The following is a 16,971-nucleotide window of genomic DNA, read 5'->3' as shown; positions in this document are numbered from 1 at the left end:
TCCGTTGGCTAACCGTCTGCATTGCTTGTATCTGGAGCGCCTCTGGAGGTTCGCGTCATGGCCTTTTATCCCGTCCTACTTTCAGTCGTGTTCGTCGTTCGTAATCAGGCTGCCGAGTTGCAGAGCGTCCTCGAACGCGCGGCAACTGTTATCGGTCCCTTGGTAAGTGACTACGAACTTATCATTGTCGATAACGCCTCCGCTGATGACAGCGTAGCGCGACTCAAACAACTCACCAGTATCACCGGCCTGCCCAATCTGCAGGTATATGCCCTGACCAAGGAAGTGGACTCCGATACCGCTGCCTGGGTGGGTCTGGAAAATGCGCTGGGTGACTTCGCGGTCGTCATAGATCCGGAAACCGATGACATCGCCTTCTTGCCTGACATGTTGCAACAGGCGGCCGGTGGCATCGACGTGGTGTTCGCCAACAATCAGCAGAAAGTTCGGCAGACCCTGTCCTACAGTCTGTGCTCCAGAGGTTTCAACAGCCTCTACCGGCGATTCAACGGGGTCGATCTGGCCAAGGATGCGCCCCAGTACCGCATGCTTAGCAAGAAGGTCATCAATTACATCCTGCGCCATCCCGCGCCGGCCTTGACCTACCGGCACCTGCCGGCGACGGCGGGCTTCTCCCGTACCAATCTCGAATACAGCATGCCGCCGCGCAGTGGCAAGCCCAAGCGGCTGTCCGGCAGCTTCGATCGCGGTGCCCGACTGCTGGTGTCCTCCACCCGCAAGCCCATGCGCATGGTCAGTTTCCTGTCCATCGTGGGCGCCTTGTCCAATCTGCTCTATTCCATCTACGTCATCGCCATCGGCCTGTTCAAGGATGACGTCGCACCGGGTTGGGTGACGATTTCATTACAGCAGTCCGGCATGTTCTTTCTCATTTCGCTGGTCCTGCTCGTGCTTGGCGAATATGTCCTGCAGTTGACCCACAGAGTCAACGAAGGGCCGCTCTACCATGTCGCCCAGGAGTTCACGAGCGCCGTCATGACGCGTCGTGACAAGCTCAATGTCGAAGTAGTGCAGGGTGGCAATGCCGCCAGACCGGCTACTCAATCCGGCATGGCGTGACAATCATGAGAGATGCGATCGTCATAGGCGGCGGATTTTACGGGGCCATGACGGCCCTGTATCTCATGCGCGTGAGGGGCTTTGCGAAAGTCACCCTGATCGAGCGGGAAGACGGGCTGTTGAAGCGTGCCTCTTATCACAATCAGGCACGTGTTCATAATGGCTACCACTATCCGCGCAGTTTCGTCACGGCCTTTCGCAGCCGGGTTAACTTGCCGCGCTTCTTGCGCGACTATCCCGATGTGGTAGTGCGGGACTTCACCAAGTTGTATGCCATTGCCCGCAACAACTCCAAGGTAACGGCCAAACAGTTCGAACGTTTCTGTCAGGGGATCGAGGCTTCCCTGCAGCCGGCGTCCGAAGAATTAAGTCGATTGTTCGACGATCGATTGATCGAGGCGGTGTATCTCACCGAAGAATATGCCTTCAACTCCGCCATACTCGCCGCGGAAGTAAGTCGCGAGCTCGATGCCGTCGGCGTCGAGGTGCGCCTCAAGAGTCGCGTGACGGCGATCCGCGGGGAAACGGGCGGGCTGGGTGTTGATGTGGTGGATGAAGCCGGAGGGCAGGAGGAGCTGCACGGCCGCTATCTCTTCAACTGTACCTACAGCGGCCTCAACCAGTACGGCGGCGACTTCCCCGGTACCGCCACCCGGTTGCGCCACGAGATCACCGAGATGGCCCTGGTGGAGATGCCTCCGGAGCTGCGCAACCTCGGCGTGACGGTCATGGACGGTCCGTTCTTTTCCATGATGCCGTTCCCGGCGCGCGGTCTGCACACCCTGTCCCATGTGCGTTATACCCCGCACCTGAACTGGGAAGACGCCAATGGCACCGATCCCTATGCACTGCTCGACGACTACGACCGTGCCTCGCGCGCGGACTGGATGGTCCGGGACGTGACCCGCTACATGTCGGCTGCGGCGCGGGTGGAGTATCGGGACTCGCTGTTCGAGGTGAAGACCATCCTGATGAAGAACGAAGGCGACGACGGCCGTCCCATCCTCTTCGAACAACATCCCCAGCTGCCCGGCTGCTATTCGATGCTGGGCGGCAAGATCGACAATATTTTCGATGCCCTGGAGCGCCTCGATGCCGAACCCTTCCACTGAAGCGACACCCAGGGGGGTGTCCGGCGTCGCCGGCTTCATCAGCGTTCTGGTCTTTTCCATCATCAATTTCTTTCTGTTCGGCAAGGGCGTCATCCTCGACCCCTTCCACCAGGGGGAATACTTCGCCACGCTGCCGACGCTGCTGCACAGTCAGCCGGGCGCGCATGCCTTCACCATCCATGGCGGGCTGGATTTCATCCCGGTGTGGCTGGCGGAGACTTGGTTCGGTGCCCAGCACACCTTCCTGGTGACCCAGATCCTCTATGGACTGTGCAACACCGGCGCGGCCCTGTTGCTATGGGGAACGGCCGTTTTGCTGTGCCCCGTGCCCAAGGGCCGCGCGCGCCTGATCCTGCTGGTCGCCGTGGGCGCCGTGGCGACCCAGGTGGTGGGCTATCGCGATCTCTTCCTGCTGCTGTCGCTGTTCCTCTTCTGTCTGCATCGCAAGGTGGAGACCACGCCGCGGCGATTGGTCTGCGAGGTGCTGTTGGGGCTGGCGGCCGGTTTCAACCTGTTCTGGTCCTATGACCGCGGGATCGCCGGGGTGCTGGCCATCGGCTCGGCCGTACTGCTCACGCTGCTCCTCCAGCGGCGCCATTTCCTCTCGCTGCTGAGCTTCGTGGCAACGGTTGGCTGGCTTGGCTTTGGTACCGATTTCTTCGCCCTGACCGATTACGTCAAGAACCTGACCTTCCTCCTGGAAACCTCCTCCCAGTGGGGCTATGGCCTGAATGCCCGGCCGCTGGCACTGAGCCTGCTGCTGGCGGTGCCTACGGCGCTGGCCGGTTTCGCGCTGATCCGTTGCCTGCCCTGGCCATGGCGCTGGAGCGAGGATCTGCCGCTGATCGGCGCCCTGGCGGTGCTGCTCGCGATCTTCTTCAAGATCGGGGTCAATCGCGCGGACTTCCAACACATCCAGATGGGCTTCTGGGTACCCCTGCTGAGCCTGCTCTATGCCGCCCGCCGGCAGCGGCTGGCACGCAACGGTGGCTGGGACATCTCGGCGCATCCGCGTGCGGCGGCCGCGGCCATCGCCGCCGCCGTGCTGATGGGACTGGTCGGACTTAATCCCTCGCCGTTCTTTGCGGTGCTGCTGGTCGGTGCGCTGCTGGCCTTCAGCCGACGCCTGCTGGTGCCGGCCCTGGCAGGGCTGCTGGTGCTGCTCGCCGCCTTCAACCTCTACAAGTCGCCGGTCGAGCGGGTGTGGGCCCAGGGGCTTGCCTGGGTGCCGGCCTTGACCGCCTTGCCGGATGACGCCGCCTTGGCGACGCCCGGGGTGCAATGGGCCTCGCAGCGCCTGCTGGAGAGCGGCGCCCACTGTGTGTTCGACCTGGCCAACAACGGGGTCATCAACGGGGTGACCGATCTGCCGGCCTGTACCAAGTACATCTATCCGGTCTATGCCACGCCGCCCTACGAGGCCGATCTGCTCAGCGATCTGCAGCATGCCGATCCGCCGGCGGTGGTGTATTCGACGACCTTCTGGTCATTCAACCTGAACAACATTTCCATGCACGACAAGTTTCCACGACTCAAGGCCTACCTGGACGAGCGTTATCCCGTCGAGGAGTGCCAACCGGACTATTGCCTGAGATTCAAGACCAAGGGGTGAGCAACATGAAGACCGACGCATTGATAGGGTACAGCGGCTTCGTGGGGTCGACGCTGCTCAAGCAGAAGGCCTTCGGCGCGCTGTTTCGCTCCACCAATATCGACCAGATCGGCGATCAGCCCTATGGCCAGGTGATCTGTGCCGGAGCGCCAGCGCAGAAGTGGATCGCCAATCGCGATCCCGCCGCCGATCGCGAGAAGATCGATGGCCTGATCGGTCATCTGTCGCGGATCCAGTGCGATTCCTTCGTGCTGATCAGCACCGTGGACGTCTTCAAGCAGCCGCTCGGGGTGGATGAGACCACCGCGGTGGACGAAGAGGGACTGCACGCCTATGGCGCCAATCGCTATCGACTGGAGCAGTTCGTCCGTGAGCATTTCGCCAATGCCCTGATCGTCCGCCTGCCGGGCCTGGTCGGTCCTGGCCTGCGCAAGAACGTGATCTACGACCTGCTCAACGACAACAACCTGCACGCGGTGGAAAGTCGCGGCGTCTTCCAGTTCTATCCGATGGTCAATCTCGGCTATGACATCCAGACCGCCCAGGCCGCGGGGCTGGACCTGGTGCACCTGACCGCCGAGCCCATCAGCGTGGCGGACATCGCCAGTCAGGGTTTCGGACGCGACTTCGGCAATACCCTGGAGGGTACGCCGGCGCGCTACGATTTCCGCAGCGTGCATGCCGAGGTCTTCGGCGGGCGTGACGGCTACCAGTACAGCGCGCGCGACACCCTGCTCGCGGTCCGCGCCTACGCCCAGTCGGAACCCCCGGTCATCAAGGCGGAGGGTCAGTGATGCGCATCGCCATCTCCAATATCGCCTGGGATCCGACCGATGACGCCATGGTCGCCGAGATCCTGCAGCAATACCGGGTGGATGCCATTGACATCGCGCCCGGCAAGTATTTCGCCGATCCCAAGACGGCCACCGCCCAGGACATCCAGGCGGTGCGTCAGCAGTGGCAGGCGCGCGGCATCGAGATCACCGGCATGCAGGCCTTGCTGTTCGGTACCACCGGACTCAACGTCTTCGGTGCCGACGACGTGCAGCGGGCGCTGCTGGCGCAGCTGGAAGGCGTCTGCCGGGTGGCCGAGGGACTGGGCGCGACGCGCCTGGTGTTCGGCTCGCCGCGCAATCGCGATCGCGCGGGGTTGAGTGACGACCAGGCCCTGGCACAGGCCCGGGATTTCTTCCGCCGCCTGGGCGATGTGGCCGCGGCGCACCGGGTGCAGATCTGCCTGGAGCCGAATCCGCCACGCTATGGCGCCAACTTCATGATCGACAGCGATTCCACCGCCGCCGTGGTACGGGCCGTGGAGCATCCGGCGATCCTCATGCAACTCGATACCGGTGCCCTGACCATCAACGAGGAAGACGCCGCCCGCGTCCTCGAAGAACATGCCGAACTGATCGGCCACGTCCATGCCAGCGAACCGGATCTGGTGACCCTGGGGGAGGGCGGTACCAATCACGAGGGCATCGCCTTCGCCCTGACCCGGCGGCTGCCCGAGCAGGTGGTCAGCATCGAGATGCTGCCGGCCAAGCAGGGCTCCAACCTGGCCGCGCTGGAGCGTGGCGTCCAGGTCGCGGTCAAGGCCTATCGCGACCTGCCGGAGGCTGCCGCATGAAGTGGCTGATCCTGATCCTGGGCATCGCGTCCAACGCCTCGGCGAGCGTGCTGGTGAAGCTGGCCATGCTGCCGCCGCGGCGCTTTCCCAGCCTGAGCGATCCCATGGCTGCGCTGGCCAACTGGCCGTTCTGGCTGGGGCTGTTCATGTATGGCCTGGCCTTTCTGCTGTACGCCGCCGCCCTCGCCAAGCTGCCGCTGAACGTGGCGCATCCGGTGCTGACGGCCGGGGCCATCGCCAGCGTCGCGCTGTTGTCGGTGGTGATCTTTCGCGAAGCCTTTCCCTGGACCACGGCGGCAGGCATCGTCCTGATCATCGCCGGCGTCGCCCTCATCACGGCCCGTGTCGGTTGAACCTGGAGGACCTATGACTACTGCAATTCCCGCCACCGAGCGTGCCCTCTGGCAGGTGCCCAGCTATTCGACGACCTTCTGGAACGGTCGCAGCCGTCCGCACTGCGTGGTGATCCCGGTCATCAACGAAGGCGAGCGGATTCTCAACCTCTTGCGGCGCATGGCGGCGGTCAGGATCGCCGACATCGCCGATGTCATCATCGTCGATGGCGGCAGCACCGACGGTTCGCTGGAGCCGCAACGGTTGCAGGAGCTGGGCGTCCGCGGGCTGCTGGTCAAGACCGCGCCGGGCAAGCTCAGCTCCCAGCTGCGCTGCGCCTATGCCTTCGTGCTCGACGAGGGTTACACCGGCATCGTGACCATCGACGGCAACGACAAGGACGATCCGGACGCCATCCCGCGCTTCATCGAAGCCATCGAGCAGGGCTACGACTTCGTTCAGGCCTCGCGCTTTCTGGCCGGCGGCGTGGCGGAGAACACCCCCAAGTCCCGCGACTTCGCCATTCGTTTCATCCATGCGCCCATGCTGAGCCTGGCCTCGGGTTTCCACTGGACCGACACCACCCAGGGTTTCCGCGCCTACAGCCGGGCCATGCTGCTGGATCCGCGCGTGGCGCCGTTCCGCGACGAGTTCACCACCTACGAGTTGCTGGCCTATCTTTCCTACCGGGTACCGAAATTGGGCTATCGCTGCGTGGAACTCCCCACCGTGCGGCGCTATCCGAAGGGCGAGGTACCCACCAAGATCAGCAGCGTCAGAGGTAATCTGTCGGTGCTGCAGGTACTGATGAAGGCCTGTGCAGGTCATTACAACCCACGCCTGGGCGAGGACGCCCAGCTGGCGGCGCAACGACGAAGCTGATTCCGTCGCGCTTGCCGGGTGTGCAAGAGACGATGGAGTAGGCAATGGTGCGTGTGCTGTCGGCGTTTCGCGGGCTTTATTTCGCGACGCTGTTGATGTTGATCGGGACCGGTCTGCTGAGTACCTATCTTGGTCTGCGACTGGCCGCCGATCAGGTGCAGGGACTCTGGGTCGGTGCCCTGACCGCCGCCTATTACGCGGGACTGGTGATAGGCGGCAAGCTGGGGCATCGGTTGATCGCCAAGGTTGGCCATATCCGCGCCTATGTGACCTGCGCCGGGGTGGTCGGCGCCGCGGTGCTGGGCATCGGCCTGCTGCCCTGGCTGCCGATGTGGCTGGCACTCAGGGTGCTGATCGGCATGGGCATGATGTGCCAGTACATGGTGCTGGAGAGCTGGCTCAACGAGCAGGCCGGCCCTGGCGAGCGGGGCAAGGTCTTTTCCGGCTACATGACCGCCTCCTACCTCGGCCTGGCGTTGGGTCAGGTGGTCCTGGTGCTCTCGCCTGATCTCGGCGTCGACAAGCTGATGCTGGTCGCCATCTGCTATGCCCTGTGCCTGGTGCCGGTGGCGGTCACCGGCAAGATCCACCCGGCACCGCTCAAGCCGGCGCCCTTGGAACCCACCTTCTTTATCCAGCGGATTCCCCAGTCGTTGACGACGACCCTGGTCGCGGGTCTGGTGATCGGCTCCTTCTATGGCCTGGCGCCTCTCTACGCCAGCGCCCAGAGCCTGCCCACCGAGCGCATCGGCCTGTTCATGGCGTGTTGCATCTTCGCCGGACTGATCGCCCAGTGGCCGATCGGCTGGCTGTCGGATCGGCATGATCGCAGCTGGCTGATCCGGGTGGTCGCCATCGCCCTGACCCTGGCAGCCCTGCCACTGGCCGTGCTGCCGCATGTGCCGCCGGTGGTGCTGCTGCCGCTCGGCCTTATCGCTAGCCTGCTGCAATTCGTGCTCTATCCCCTGGCGGTGGCGCTATCCAATGACCATATCGAAGGGGAACGTCGGGTATCCCTGAGCGCCATGCTGCTGGTGACCTTTGGCATCGGTGCCTGTATCGGTCCACTGGTGGTGGGTGCGCTGATGAATCTGGTCGGACCCAACATGCTCTATGCCTTCGTCGTGCTCTGCGGTGCGATCCTGATCTGGCGCATCCGTCCGGATGCGGTCACGGGCAAGCACCTCGTCGACGAGGCGCCACTGAGCCACGTGCAGATGCCCGAAGGGTCGACCAGCTCGCCGCTGGCAGCGGCCCTGGATCCGCGTGTCGACAGCCAGGTCGTGCAGGAGCAGATGCACACTGAGCCGGTCGTCGAGGAGGAACCTGCCGAGGAGGGGAGACCTCTGCAGGAAGAGATCGAGTTCCCGCAGAACCCGCCTGGATCCAAGGCGAACTGAGCGGTTGGGGAGGGCGTCCAGTAGCCGTGGGCGCCCGATCGGTCACTCGAACCGGCGGTTTTCCCGCTGCAGCTGATAGATGAAGCGCTCGATCTGGCGTTGGGCCGCGCCCGTCAGGCTGTTGAAGCAGACGCCGACGTCGCTGAATTCCATGCGCTCCGGACAGGCCACGTGGCGAATGGTCACCGGGGTATTGATGGTCCCGATGGGCAGCTCGGCGCTAAAGCTCTGTACCTGTTGCCCCGGTTGCAGCAGATGGGTGACGTTACCAGGGAAACGCAGCTTGCAGCCCGTGGCCGACAGGTCGATCAGTTGGCCTCGCAACTGGATCGGGCTGTTGCCCTGGCTCAGCTCCGCCGTGGCCGGCTGGGCCAGCAGCAGCTTGACCCGATAGGCATTGCGTCGCTGGTGATAGGTGAGTTCGGTGGGCAGGCCGATCCAGTAGCAACGATTGCCATCCAGCTCGCTGAACTCGACCGGATGATCGATCTGCCAGGTGACCTTGATGCCTTCGTGAAAGCTGTCCACCCGGAACGACTGGCCCTGTTCGAGCAGGCGTTCGGCTTCGCGCGGAATGAATTCGTCCAGTGCGATCCGCCCCTTGGCCTCGTCGATCTCGACGACAAAGCTCTGGAATTGCTGCCCCTGGCGATTGAAGGTGATCCGCAGCGGAATATGCTGCTGTTGCGCCGGCCGCAGGCAGGCCAGGATCTCGCCCTTGGAGCGATAGACCTGGGGTGGCTGAGCGGCATTGTCGCTAGCGGAAGAGCCTTGCACCTGGAAACTCCTGTAGACAGCGGTCAGCAAGAATACTGGCTAAACGCCATCTGTACAGCGAAAAAAGCTGGCATGAGAATGTCCGTGATTAAGCCGAGCTCAGCGGACGCTGATAGCCGCTGCGGGTTTGGCTGCCGCGACTGTTGTAGAGCGCGGGCGCCGAACTGCTGCCTTGCAGGAGGTTGAGCACCCGCGAAGTGCCTATCTGGCTGGCCTGGATGATCTGGCCATTACGGACATTGCGCTGCTTGCAGGCCTCGATCAACTCGCTCAGGCGCGCGGAAGCCGCCAGTAGCGCCTGACCTTCGTCCTGGCCGGCGGCGTACTGCTGCAAGCCGGCGAGATCATTGCTCAAGCTGGCCGAGCGAAGCAGAGCAGAGCGATGCTGGGCATGCTGATCGAGCTGTTTGAGTAGGATCTGCTTGCCACCGAGCAGACTTTCCAGCGCGACGAGGTCGCGTTGTGCGAGGGCTTGGAACTCCTCTTCGAGGAGCGCCAGCAACTGGTCGGCAAGCTCGACATCGTTAAGGGTAATGGCGAGGAGCGGCGTGACGGGCATGGCTCGGAATCTCTTGATTAATGTTTCTCACCAGGTCCGCCCGACGTCATAGCCTCAGGACTCGAAGGCGAGCAGCTTATCGGCGACCTTTTGGTTATCGACTTTGTAGGAGCCATCGGCGATAGCCTGCTTAAGGCGACTGACCTTGTCGCTGTCGACCACCGGCAGATCCTTCAGCCCGGCGGTCAAGGAATTCAGCTGCTGAGCCGCGGGACTCAGGTTCACCGATTCGCCTAACTTCTGGCTGGTGGCTGTGGAGGTGACATCCTTGCTTTCCAGGCTGACACCGTCTTTCGGGGCCGAGGCGCTACGGGTGCTGATGCCTGACGTCGATGTTGAGTTCAGGCGATTGATGTCTATAGCCATTCGTGAAATTCCTCGGGATGTATCGCTCACATGTCCGGTTTATCGGCCCGCTGGGCGGAAACTTTAGCCGTAGACCTGTGCAGCGGTTCACATCTTTGGACAGGGTCTCTTCTAGTCGTTCGAAGCGCTTGGATGACTAGAAGTTACTCCTTTATCACGTCGAGCTAAAGAGCAACCTCGACTTGACCCTGATCGACCACGCGCCCCCGTATCACCCGGTTGGAGCTCAAATTACGGATGCGGATCTCCTCGTCCTTGGCACCGTCGGCGAGGGCCTCGCCCTGCATGCGAATGCTGAAAGACGAGGTGCGGGCATTGATTACCACCTGTTCGCCTTTGTGAACGAGTTCGGCCTGTTCGAGATAGGCCGGTGCCAGGGGCTGATCGCTCATCACCTGGCGCTTGAGCTTAGCACCAAGCACCGTCTCTAGGCTGGTCAGGTAGCCCTGGCCAAGGTTACCAACGTCACGCTCCACGAGCGCCACGTTGCTGTTGTCCAGTAGGGCTCCGCGCATCAGGGGCTGGAGGGCGACAACTATCGGTCGGTATAGCTTGACCTGGGCGGGCACGAATACGGTCCACGGACTGGAGCCCTCGCAGCGAACCTTGATGTTGATACGACCGACGGGAGTCGGTTCGCCCTGCTGAGTAAGCGTCAGAGGTTTGTCGCACTCTGCCAAACGCAAGCGTGGGTCGATCGTCTTAACCTGGGTTTCATGGCGAGCGTTGAGGCTGGTATCCAGTAAATATTCCTGTACCCGTTCCTCAAGAAAACTTTCGACAGCGCCGATAAGTTCGTCAGGTGAAGTGTAGGCGTCTTCCGCAAAGGCTCTGCTTTGCAGACAGCAGAGTAGGGTCAGGAGGCCAAGGGTCAGTCTTCGAGCTAGAGTCATGGTCGGAAACACGTCGCTGCGATCTTTGTGATAAACCCATAAGCAAGCCCCGTGCCGCGTTGTGATAACCCGCTCGTGGGCATTTAAAGGAGTCATCTAATGGCTGGTGTATTGGACGCAGTCAACCAACGTACCCAACTGGTGGGCCAGAACCGTCTGGAACTGCTCCTGTTCCGCCTGGACGGCTCGCAGCTCTACGGCATCAACGTTTTCAAAGTGAAGGAGGTGCTGCAGTGCCCCAAACTCACCGTGATGCCCAAATCGAGTCCGGTGGTACGGGGCGTGGCCAGCATTCGTGGCGGCACCTTTCCCATCATCGACCTGGCCATGGCCACCGGTCGTCGTGGGCTGGAAGACATCAACAACTGCTTCGTGATCATCACTGAGTACAATACCAAGGTGCAGGGCTTCCTGGTGCGCTCGGTGGAGCGAATCGTCAACATGAACTGGGAAGGCATTAACCCGCCGCCCAAGGGCACCGGTCGTGATCACTACCTGACCGCCGTCACTCGGGTCGACAACCAGCTCGTCGAGATCATCGACGTGGAAAAGATCCTCTCCGAAGTCGCACCGTCGGTCGAGACCGTGTCAGCCGGTGTCATCAGCGAAGTGGTACAGGCCAAGGCCGTCACTAAGCGCGTCCTGATCGTCGACGACTCGTCGGTGGCCCGCAAGCAGGTGAGCCGCTGCCTGGAAACCGTCGGGGTTGAGGTCATCTCCCTCAACGACGGTCGCCAGGCCTTGAATTTCCTTCAGGCGATGGTGGCTGAAGGTAAGCGTCCGGAAGAAGAATTGCTGATGATCATTTCCGACATCGAGATGCCGGAAATGGATGGCTACACTCTGACGGCAGAAATCCGTCATGATTCGCGGATGCAGAAAGTGCATATACTGCTGCATACCTCCTTGTCCGGCGTCTTCAACCAGGCGATGGTCAAGAAGGTCGGTGCGGACGACTTCCTGGCCAAGTTCCGTCCCGATGATCTTGCCTCCCGGGTAGCCGAGCGCATCAATGCGGTCGACAGTCACTAGGTGAAGGCGTCTCTATCCCGGTATCCAGAAGGCGGAGCGGCAGTGTCAGCAGTCAACGCGGATTTTGTGCTTTTTCGTGATTTCCTCGAGAAATCCAGCGGGATCCTGCTCGGTGACAACAAGCAGTACCTCGTCTCCAGTCGGCTCAACAAGCTGATGGAGACCGAGGGGATCAAGACGTTGTCGGAGCTGGTGCAGCGCATCCAGATGCAGCCCCGTGGCGGTCTGCGGGAAAAGGTCATCGATGCGATGACGACCAATGAAACCCTTTGGTTTCGCGACACCTATCCCTTCGAGGTGCTCAAGAACCGCCTCTTGCCGGAGTTGACCAAGAACACCTTCGGCCAGCGCCTACGGGTCTGGTCGGCGGCCTGCTCCTCGGGTCAGGAACCCTATTCGCTGTCCATGACCATGGACGAATTCGAGCGGAGCGCGGCAGGGCAGGGGCGTGGCGGCATGCAGATCGTGGCGACCGATCTGTCTGGCGCCATTCTCACCGCTGCCAAGTCCGGCGAGTACGATTCGCTGGCGATCGGCCGGGGGCTATCCCAGGAGCGCTTGCAGCGCTACTTCGACGTGCTCCAGCCGAATCGCTGGGCGGTCAAGCCGGCGATTCGCAGCCGTATCGAATTCCGTGCGCTGAATCTGCTGGACAGCTACGCCAGCCTCGGCAAGTTCGACATGGTGTTCTGCCGCAATGTGCTGATCTACTTCTCCGCCGAGGTGAAGAAAGACATTCTCACGCGCATCCATGGCACCCTCAAGCCGGGCGGCTATCTGTTCCTAGGTGCCTCCGAGGCCCTCAACGGCCTGCCGGATCTCTACCAGATGGTGCAGTGCAATCCGGGCATCATTTACAAGGCCAAATAAGCGGTTGTTGATGGGCGGCCGCAAAAGCTGAAGTGTAGCATGGGCAAAGTAGCGCCATGCCATAGAACTATGGCATGGCGCTCTAGCATTGATCTGGTGGCTTTGTTGCTTCAAGATCCCCTAGCCACCTAGTCTCAAACGTAGCCTCAAAATCTTCACGCGGGCTGGACATTGGTTGCCGATGTCACGAAGGGTGAGGAACTGACGCAATTTAAACGGCGGGGATTGGTAGCGCTAAATTATCTAACTGCGATGAGCAGGTTTGAACGTCTCGCTTATGCACTGTATTGCTGGCATCCAGTTACAAAAGTCGGGCTTGTTCTAGGGCTGCACGCTCGCAGGCAGAAGTGCGGAACGCGCGTATTAGGCCATGGTGTCAAAATCAGAGAACTCTGTCGCTCACTCAACCGCGTCCCAGTCGCTGAATCAGACTTTCAAGCAACTCCATGACCAGTTGGCGATCCTCGGCGCTGAGGGTAGCCAGGCGTGTTTCGAGATGTCGCGCTTGATCCTGAGGCCGGGCACTTGCCTCGGTCAGCAGGTCCGCTGCTTCACAGCCGAATACCTCCGCCAGGGACAATAAGCGCTCGATGTTAGGCATGACCAAACCGCGCTCGATGCGCGATACCGCCTCGTTGCCTATCCCCAATCGTTCGGCGATCTGCTCTTGGGTGAACCCGCAGCGAATGCGCTGCCGAGCAATAGCTCGCCCCACCAGACCTGCCAATGCCGCCGTATCGTACTCAGCCATGACGCCCTCCCTTCAGCCTCAATGGTCGAGCGACACCCTGTTGACATGAAGAGCTATCTAGGTTGAATATCAACCTTATAGGTTGTCTTGCTGAAGCTTGCCTAGCCGCTCTTGGGCAGTTAGTTGGGGAGTCCGGAATCCTCCTGGTCACCCAGGACAAGGCTGGTCCGGCACCTTGGGCGGCAGCGCTTTTAAGGCTGCCGCTTAGGCTGAAGTCCCTCCAAGCCATCGAGTGCAGGCTGAAATGCTTAGCAACCTGACCGGACAGGATTGATTAATCGCCCCCAAACGGACGTCAGGAAAATCGAGGTATACGCATCATGATGCACACCAAGAACAGTCGTCTCTATTCGCTTCCTCGGAAAGGTATCGACGCCAGCCACCTCGCAAGCGACGTGTCGGGCCTTTCAGATGACATCGAACTGTGCTTTTCCATACTGAAGGACCTACTCGATCAGCTTGACGCCAGCACCCTGGAAACAGATTCGCTTCGCGCCACGATTATCAAGATGACTGCGCAAGATCTGTTGGATGAGATGGTCATCATCCATCGCCGCAGCAAAAGCATTACGAACGCCTCCGCACTGGGCCTATGAGCAGTCCAAGCCCGCAGCGTGGCTCAATCATTCTTAAGTCACCACGACTAGCGTTCTTCGCTGCGCTGCTCGGACTGAGCTTTGATGTCGTCGAGCACACGCGACACCCTGACAGGCATGTTGAGCATCTTGCGAAGCGTCGCAATGTGGTTTTCAGCGACTTCGGGCGTTGAGCGCTTTGCGGGGGCTACTCGATGTGCCGGGCGTGGACGATGGTCCATGCCGAGGTCTTTGTTCGCCACGGTCTGCACTGCCGGCCTGTCCCGCAATGCATAGGGCCGGAAACCTCCCGACTGCACGCGTCTGATCAAGCCAAAGGCATAGGCCACTACGTTGCGTATGCCGCCGCTACGGTGTCTGGCCTCCAGTTCTGCCAACACCTGCTGACGCTGCTCCAGCGCCAACTCATCAAGTCCAGTCAGAAGCTCTTGCAACTGCTTTTCATCAACTCCCGCAAGACAGGATGGAAGCGGAGTGCTGCCCTCTGTGCTTTCGACCTCTGAGGGATACGTACGTACTTTATACGTCTTACTACTGTACGTACTGTATTGGCCAATTGGTTTGTCGTGGACCTCATCGGTCTGTGGCAGACCGGTATGGCCTATGCCAGACCCCATATGTACCGCCTCGGAGCTAGAGCTCCCAAAGTCACCGGGGCTGGGAGCTCCATTAGCCTGCCCATCGTCCCTGCGCTGCTCTTGCTCGAACACCTGACTTAGATGCTGCGCGATCCGCTGGATCGGATGGCCTGTCTCGTAAAGGCACGCCTGCAATAGGCGGGCAAGCGTCTGGTCGGCAGTGCATGCCTGATCAAACGCTAAGGCACGCTCATGCGCCCTGTAGCGCTCGCTCATCATCTTGCCTGTCATGGGGTCACGCTGCACACCGACCAGCGTGATCCATCCCGTCAGGCGCAGCACTTTCAGAACGCGGCGCGCCGTCTCATAGCCCGCCCGCTGTCCTAACGGCGTGGTATTGAGATAGCGGCGTAGCTGGCTCAGACTCGTAAGCGAACTGATGCCATCAGGGCCGCTGAGCATGCGCAAGACCTGCCACCCATTGCGCTCCAGCGGAGTCAGTCGCGGATCTACCAGCAGCGCAGTAGGCGTCGTGAACCAATCATTTGATGCGTAGCGCTCGTGTGCGGAATAGCTTGCCATTTCCTCTCCCCTACCAAGGCCTTTCGGCTGCCAGGCGAGTCTCTTTGGCACCAACTGGTCTGTCCCGGATAAATCCGATTTGGCCCGTTACCGTATTTCTGTTGCATACCAATTGGTCTGCCGTAGACCAACCAAGATAAGTCTTAGGTAGCTAGCGTTGCCCCGGGTTGCTAGGGCGCGTTCCAAAGCGTTAAATTTGCATCGTCGTGGTCAATCCCACGACCGGGTGTGACAACCCGATTCGTTCGAGGCGCGGTAGCGCTGTAGCTAGACCACATCTGTGGTTTTCTATGGCGGGCCGTGTGGGGCAGGCTTTTGCCTGGCCGGTTCCCTCGGACGCCGGTTTGTCACCCCCTCACGGTCCGCCTCCCATCACCGAGTGACAACGGCGGGTGGCGGCTCCTTAATCGTCTGAGGAGCAGTTATAATGCCTGTATCTCCTTTTAAGCCCGAGCTCCGCCTCGGCGCTACCTGCATGCCATGTACTCCTCCAACGGAGGTGTGCCATGGCTGAGAAGAAGCCCTCTGTCCTTCCGTTCCCGAGCAAGCCAATCTCGCTTAACCAAATGTATCTTTCCACTCGGTCCATCGAAGCAGATGCAAATCTTCGTGCGTCAATGCTAGGTGATCTACTGGTTCAGTTGGCAGAGTGTGGTTCTGGCCACCCTGAAGAGCTCCGACTAAAGATTGCCTGTAATGTTGCTCAAGAGTTGCTGGACGAAATGGTCACGCTCTACCGTCAGGCACTATCTGATGTACGCCACAATAGTCCCTAGCAAATACGTAATGTTCGACTGCTCGCGGTCTTTGGTCTAAGTTCTTCTTTGCAATGGTGGGCAGTAGTCTGCCATTGCATTGATAGAAACTGCACGCAGTCAAAGAGTTCTTTTGTTACTCTCCCAGTTCTCGTGGCGGCGCGGAGCACTCATAGTCGATGAGTATTCTTTTTGAGGCCATAGATCGGGCGCTCTATTAGGTGATTTTCCAAGGATTTACTTGGACTGCTCACGCTCTGTTTACGGCCGTTTTCGAGTGCAGTTGGCGGAAACATTGAATTTTATTTTAGCTACCCGCTTATCATGAAAGGGCGTCTCTTAGAGGCTGTCGTGTTTCCCGTGTGCTCTATTAGATACCTAGGAGTGCCTAGAGCACACTAAGTGTCTCCAATGAGTATTATAAAGAGACATGCTCGAAAATCACGGCCTAAATATCGATCGTTACGAGAGTTTTTGCGCTTGTGTTAGGCAATTAGACATTTGGCAGCTGTCTGGGGGAATCCGAGGTAACCCTACGGCGTTCAGAGCTGAACTATTCACGTGTTTTGCGCCAAAGTTTTGCCGCGCCCGATCCCAAAGCCGGCAAAGGCGGCGGAAAAACCTTGCCGCTTGCCGTCGTTCTAACTGCCGCGTTGCTCTAAGGCCTTGATTTATATGGATTCTGGAAGCTGGCACGGGCCTTGCTAAATCGCCTGCAAGCCACGTCAAAGGTCTCTCGACATGAGCATCAATTTCGACAAAGCACTCGGGTTGCATGAGCAGGCGCTGAATTTCCGTTCGCAGCGCGCCGAGGTGTTGGGCAACAACCTGGCCAATGCTGATACCCCCGGCTACAAGGCGCGGGATCTGGACTTCAGTGCGGTGCTGGCCGAACAGGCGGCCAAGGGTACTGCCGGATCCGCCAGGCACTATCAGCTCGAGACCACCAACAGCCGGCACATCGCCGCCGAAGGCTTCGACATGGGCATGGGCGACGCGGCGCTGAAGTACCGCATTCCTAGCCAGCCATCGGTCGACCAGAACACCGTGGATGCCCAGGTCGAGCAGGCCAACTACGCCGAGAACTCCATGAACTTTCAGGCCAGCTTCACGCTGCTCAATAGCAAGTTCAAGGGGCTGATGTCAGCCATCAAGGGGGAATAACC

The 16,971-nt window shown here is 60.4% G+C and carries 19 protein-coding genes; 13 read left to right on the top strand and 6 right to left on the bottom strand.

The window, feature by feature from the left end; translation table 11 throughout:
• The first annotated feature begins 57 nt into the window (after positions 1 to 57).
• Genes PVZ77_RS17000 through PVZ77_RS16965 form a run of 8 tightly spaced genes read left to right on the top strand, consistent with a single transcriptional unit; the run spans position 58 to position 8,046 of the window.
• A complete protein-coding gene (locus PVZ77_RS17000) occupies positions 58 to 1,080 on the top strand; it encodes a glycosyltransferase (protein ID WP_273807700.1) in 1,023 nt (340 codons plus the stop codon).
• A 47-nt stretch (positions 1,081 to 1,127) separates the two neighbouring features.
• Entirely contained in the window at positions 1,128 to 2,192 is a 1,065-nt protein-coding gene (locus PVZ77_RS16995) for an FAD-dependent oxidoreductase (RefSeq protein ID WP_443218016.1), read from the top strand.
• Positions 2,173 to 3,804: a hypothetical protein gene (locus PVZ77_RS16990; protein ID WP_273807697.1), complete on the top strand. Its 1,632-nt coding sequence runs from the start codon at positions 2,173 to 2,175 to the stop codon at positions 3,802 to 3,804. Before PVZ77_RS16995 ends, PVZ77_RS16990 begins: the two co-directional genes overlap by 20 nt.
• A 5-nt stretch (positions 3,805 to 3,809) precedes the next feature.
• Positions 3,810 to 4,598, top strand: a complete 789-nt coding sequence (locus PVZ77_RS16985; protein WP_183629080.1) for an NAD(P)-dependent oxidoreductase — start codon at positions 3,810 to 3,812, stop codon at positions 4,596 to 4,598.
• Positions 4,598 to 5,431 (top strand): sugar phosphate isomerase/epimerase family protein, encoded by an 834-nt coding sequence (locus PVZ77_RS16980; protein WP_273807696.1) that lies wholly within the window; start codon positions 4,598 to 4,600, stop codon positions 5,429 to 5,431. Before PVZ77_RS16985 ends, PVZ77_RS16980 begins: the two co-directional genes overlap by 1 nt.
• The gene (locus PVZ77_RS16975) at positions 5,428 to 5,784 is read left to right on the top strand and encodes an SMR family transporter (RefSeq protein WP_027598043.1); all 357 of its coding nucleotides are present in this window, start codon (positions 5,428 to 5,430) and stop codon (positions 5,782 to 5,784) included. The genes PVZ77_RS16980 and PVZ77_RS16975 overlap by 4 nt, the downstream gene beginning before the upstream one ends.
• A gap of 13 nt (positions 5,785 to 5,797) precedes the next feature.
• A complete protein-coding gene (locus PVZ77_RS16970; protein WP_183629084.1) occupies positions 5,798 to 6,646 on the top strand; it encodes a glycosyltransferase family 2 protein in 849 nt (282 codons plus the stop codon).
• A 44-nt stretch (positions 6,647 to 6,690) separates the two neighbouring features.
• Positions 6,691 to 8,046, top strand: coding sequence for an MFS transporter (locus tag PVZ77_RS16965; RefSeq protein ID WP_273807694.1), 1,356 nt, complete (start codon positions 6,691 to 6,693; stop codon positions 8,044 to 8,046).
• 42 nt (positions 8,047 to 8,088) lie between these two features.
• Here the strand turns inward: PVZ77_RS16965 and PVZ77_RS16960 are convergent, their stop codons facing one another.
• The 4 genes from PVZ77_RS16960 to flgA all read right to left on the bottom strand — a co-directional run bounded on the left by PVZ77_RS16960 (position 8,089) and on the right by flgA (position 10,641).
• Positions 8,089 to 8,823 (bottom strand): flagellar brake protein, encoded by a 735-nt coding sequence (locus tag PVZ77_RS16960; RefSeq protein ID WP_183629094.1) that lies wholly within the window; start codon positions 8,821 to 8,823, stop codon positions 8,089 to 8,091.
• A gap of 88 nt (positions 8,824 to 8,911) precedes the next feature.
• Complete coding sequence (locus PVZ77_RS16955; protein WP_208692069.1) at positions 8,912 to 9,382, bottom strand: flagella synthesis protein FlgN; 471 nt, start codon at positions 9,380 to 9,382, stop codon at positions 8,912 to 8,914.
• 54 nt (positions 9,383 to 9,436) lie between these two features.
• Positions 9,437 to 9,748 (bottom strand): flagellar biosynthesis anti-sigma factor FlgM, encoded by a 312-nt coding sequence (gene flgM / locus PVZ77_RS16950; RefSeq protein ID WP_273807693.1) that lies wholly within the window; start codon positions 9,746 to 9,748, stop codon positions 9,437 to 9,439.
• 164 nt (positions 9,749 to 9,912) lie between these two features.
• Entirely contained in the window at positions 9,913 to 10,641 is a 729-nt protein-coding gene (flgA, locus tag PVZ77_RS16945) for a flagellar basal body P-ring formation chaperone FlgA (protein ID WP_273808042.1), read from the bottom strand.
• A gap of 99 nt (positions 10,642 to 10,740) precedes the next feature.
• Between flgA and PVZ77_RS16940 the strand changes: the two genes are divergently transcribed.
• Positions 10,741 to 11,673 (top strand): chemotaxis protein CheV, encoded by a 933-nt coding sequence (locus PVZ77_RS16940; protein ID WP_044340938.1) that lies wholly within the window; start codon positions 10,741 to 10,743, stop codon positions 11,671 to 11,673.
• Positions 11,674 to 11,715: 42 nt separating this feature from the next.
• On the top strand, positions 11,716 to 12,543 hold the full coding sequence (gene cheR / locus PVZ77_RS16935; protein ID WP_208692067.1) for a CheR family methyltransferase: 828 nt from the start codon (positions 11,716 to 11,718) through the stop codon (positions 12,541 to 12,543).
• 403 nt (positions 12,544 to 12,946) lie between these two features.
• Here the strand turns inward: cheR and PVZ77_RS16930 are convergent, their stop codons facing one another.
• On the bottom strand, positions 12,947 to 13,294 hold the full coding sequence (locus PVZ77_RS16930) for a helix-turn-helix domain-containing protein (protein WP_007159148.1): 348 nt from the start codon (positions 13,292 to 13,294) through the stop codon (positions 12,947 to 12,949).
• Between the two features lie 320 nt (positions 13,295 to 13,614).
• Between PVZ77_RS16930 and PVZ77_RS16925 the strand changes: the two genes are divergently transcribed.
• Positions 13,615 to 13,890 carry a hypothetical protein gene (locus PVZ77_RS16925; protein ID WP_273807690.1) on the top strand — a complete coding sequence of 92 codons (276 nt, stop codon included), beginning with the start codon at positions 13,615 to 13,617 and terminating at the stop codon, positions 13,888 to 13,890.
• A gap of 47 nt (positions 13,891 to 13,937) precedes the next feature.
• Here the strand turns inward: PVZ77_RS16925 and PVZ77_RS16920 are convergent, their stop codons facing one another.
• Positions 13,938 to 15,050, bottom strand: a complete 1,113-nt coding sequence (locus tag PVZ77_RS16920) for an STY4528 family pathogenicity island replication protein (RefSeq protein WP_273807688.1) — start codon at positions 15,048 to 15,050, stop codon at positions 13,938 to 13,940.
• A 506-nt stretch (positions 15,051 to 15,556) separates the two neighbouring features.
• Here PVZ77_RS16920 and PVZ77_RS16915 point away from each other — a divergent pair.
• Both PVZ77_RS16915 and flgB read left to right on the top strand, forming a co-directional pair.
• Positions 15,557 to 15,826: a hypothetical protein gene (locus PVZ77_RS16915; RefSeq protein WP_273807687.1), complete on the top strand. Its 270-nt coding sequence runs from the start codon at positions 15,557 to 15,559 to the stop codon at positions 15,824 to 15,826.
• 720 nt (positions 15,827 to 16,546) lie between these two features.
• On the top strand, positions 16,547 to 16,969 hold the full coding sequence (flgB, locus tag PVZ77_RS16910; protein ID WP_273807686.1) for a flagellar basal body rod protein FlgB: 423 nt from the start codon (positions 16,547 to 16,549) through the stop codon (positions 16,967 to 16,969).
• Positions 16,970 to 16,971 lie beyond the last annotated feature (2 nt).

The sequence above is a fragment of the Pseudomonas sp. SHLD1 genome (assembly GCF_028640935.1).
In the GTDB taxonomy this organism is placed as follows: Bacteria; Pseudomonadota; Gammaproteobacteria; order Pseudomonadales; family Pseudomonadaceae; genus Chryseomonas; species Chryseomonas aestiva.
The sequence above is the reverse complement of the archived record's forward strand: the minus strand, read 5'-3'. Positions and strand labels throughout refer to the sequence as shown.

Excerpts from the sequence above, each read along its gene's own strand:
- flgM (WP_273807693.1), bottom strand. The coding sequence starts at position 9,748 with ATGGCTATAGACATCAATCGCCTGAACTCAACATCGACGTCAGGCATC.
- PVZ77_RS16920 (WP_273807688.1), bottom strand. The coding sequence starts at position 15,050 with ATGGCAAGCTATTCCGCACACGAGCGCTACGCATCAAATGATTGGTTC.
- flgA (WP_273808042.1), bottom strand. The coding sequence starts at position 10,641 with ATGACTCTAGCTCGAAGACTGACCCTTGGCCTCCTGACCCTACTCTGC.
- PVZ77_RS16965 (WP_273807694.1), top strand. The coding sequence starts at position 6,691 with ATGGTGCGTGTGCTGTCGGCGTTTCGCGGGCTTTATTTCGCGACGCTG.
- PVZ77_RS16975 (WP_027598043.1), top strand. The coding sequence starts at position 5,428 with ATGAAGTGGCTGATCCTGATCCTGGGCATCGCGTCCAACGCCTCGGCG.
- PVZ77_RS16980 (WP_273807696.1), top strand. The coding sequence starts at position 4,598 with ATGCGCATCGCCATCTCCAATATCGCCTGGGATCCGACCGATGACGCC.
- PVZ77_RS16985 (WP_183629080.1), top strand. The coding sequence starts at position 3,810 with ATGAAGACCGACGCATTGATAGGGTACAGCGGCTTCGTGGGGTCGACG.
- PVZ77_RS17000 (WP_273807700.1), top strand. The coding sequence starts at position 58 with ATGGCCTTTTATCCCGTCCTACTTTCAGTCGTGTTCGTCGTTCGTAAT.
- PVZ77_RS16930 (WP_007159148.1), bottom strand. The coding sequence starts at position 13,294 with ATGGCTGAGTACGATACGGCGGCATTGGCAGGTCTGGTGGGGCGAGCT.
- PVZ77_RS16925 (WP_273807690.1), top strand. The coding sequence starts at position 13,615 with ATGATGCACACCAAGAACAGTCGTCTCTATTCGCTTCCTCGGAAAGGT.
- PVZ77_RS16915 (WP_273807687.1), top strand. The coding sequence starts at position 15,557 with ATGGCTGAGAAGAAGCCCTCTGTCCTTCCGTTCCCGAGCAAGCCAATC.
- PVZ77_RS16990 (WP_273807697.1), top strand. The coding sequence starts at position 2,173 with ATGCCGAACCCTTCCACTGAAGCGACACCCAGGGGGGTGTCCGGCGTC.
- PVZ77_RS16955 (WP_208692069.1), bottom strand. The coding sequence starts at position 9,382 with ATGCCCGTCACGCCGCTCCTCGCCATTACCCTTAACGATGTCGAGCTT.
- flgB (WP_273807686.1), top strand. The coding sequence starts at position 16,547 with ATGAGCATCAATTTCGACAAAGCACTCGGGTTGCATGAGCAGGCGCTG.
- PVZ77_RS16995 (WP_443218016.1), top strand. The coding sequence starts at position 1,128 with ATGACGGCCCTGTATCTCATGCGCGTGAGGGGCTTTGCGAAAGTCACC.
- PVZ77_RS16940 (WP_044340938.1), top strand. The coding sequence starts at position 10,741 with ATGGCTGGTGTATTGGACGCAGTCAACCAACGTACCCAACTGGTGGGC.
- PVZ77_RS16970 (WP_183629084.1), top strand. The coding sequence starts at position 5,798 with ATGACTACTGCAATTCCCGCCACCGAGCGTGCCCTCTGGCAGGTGCCC.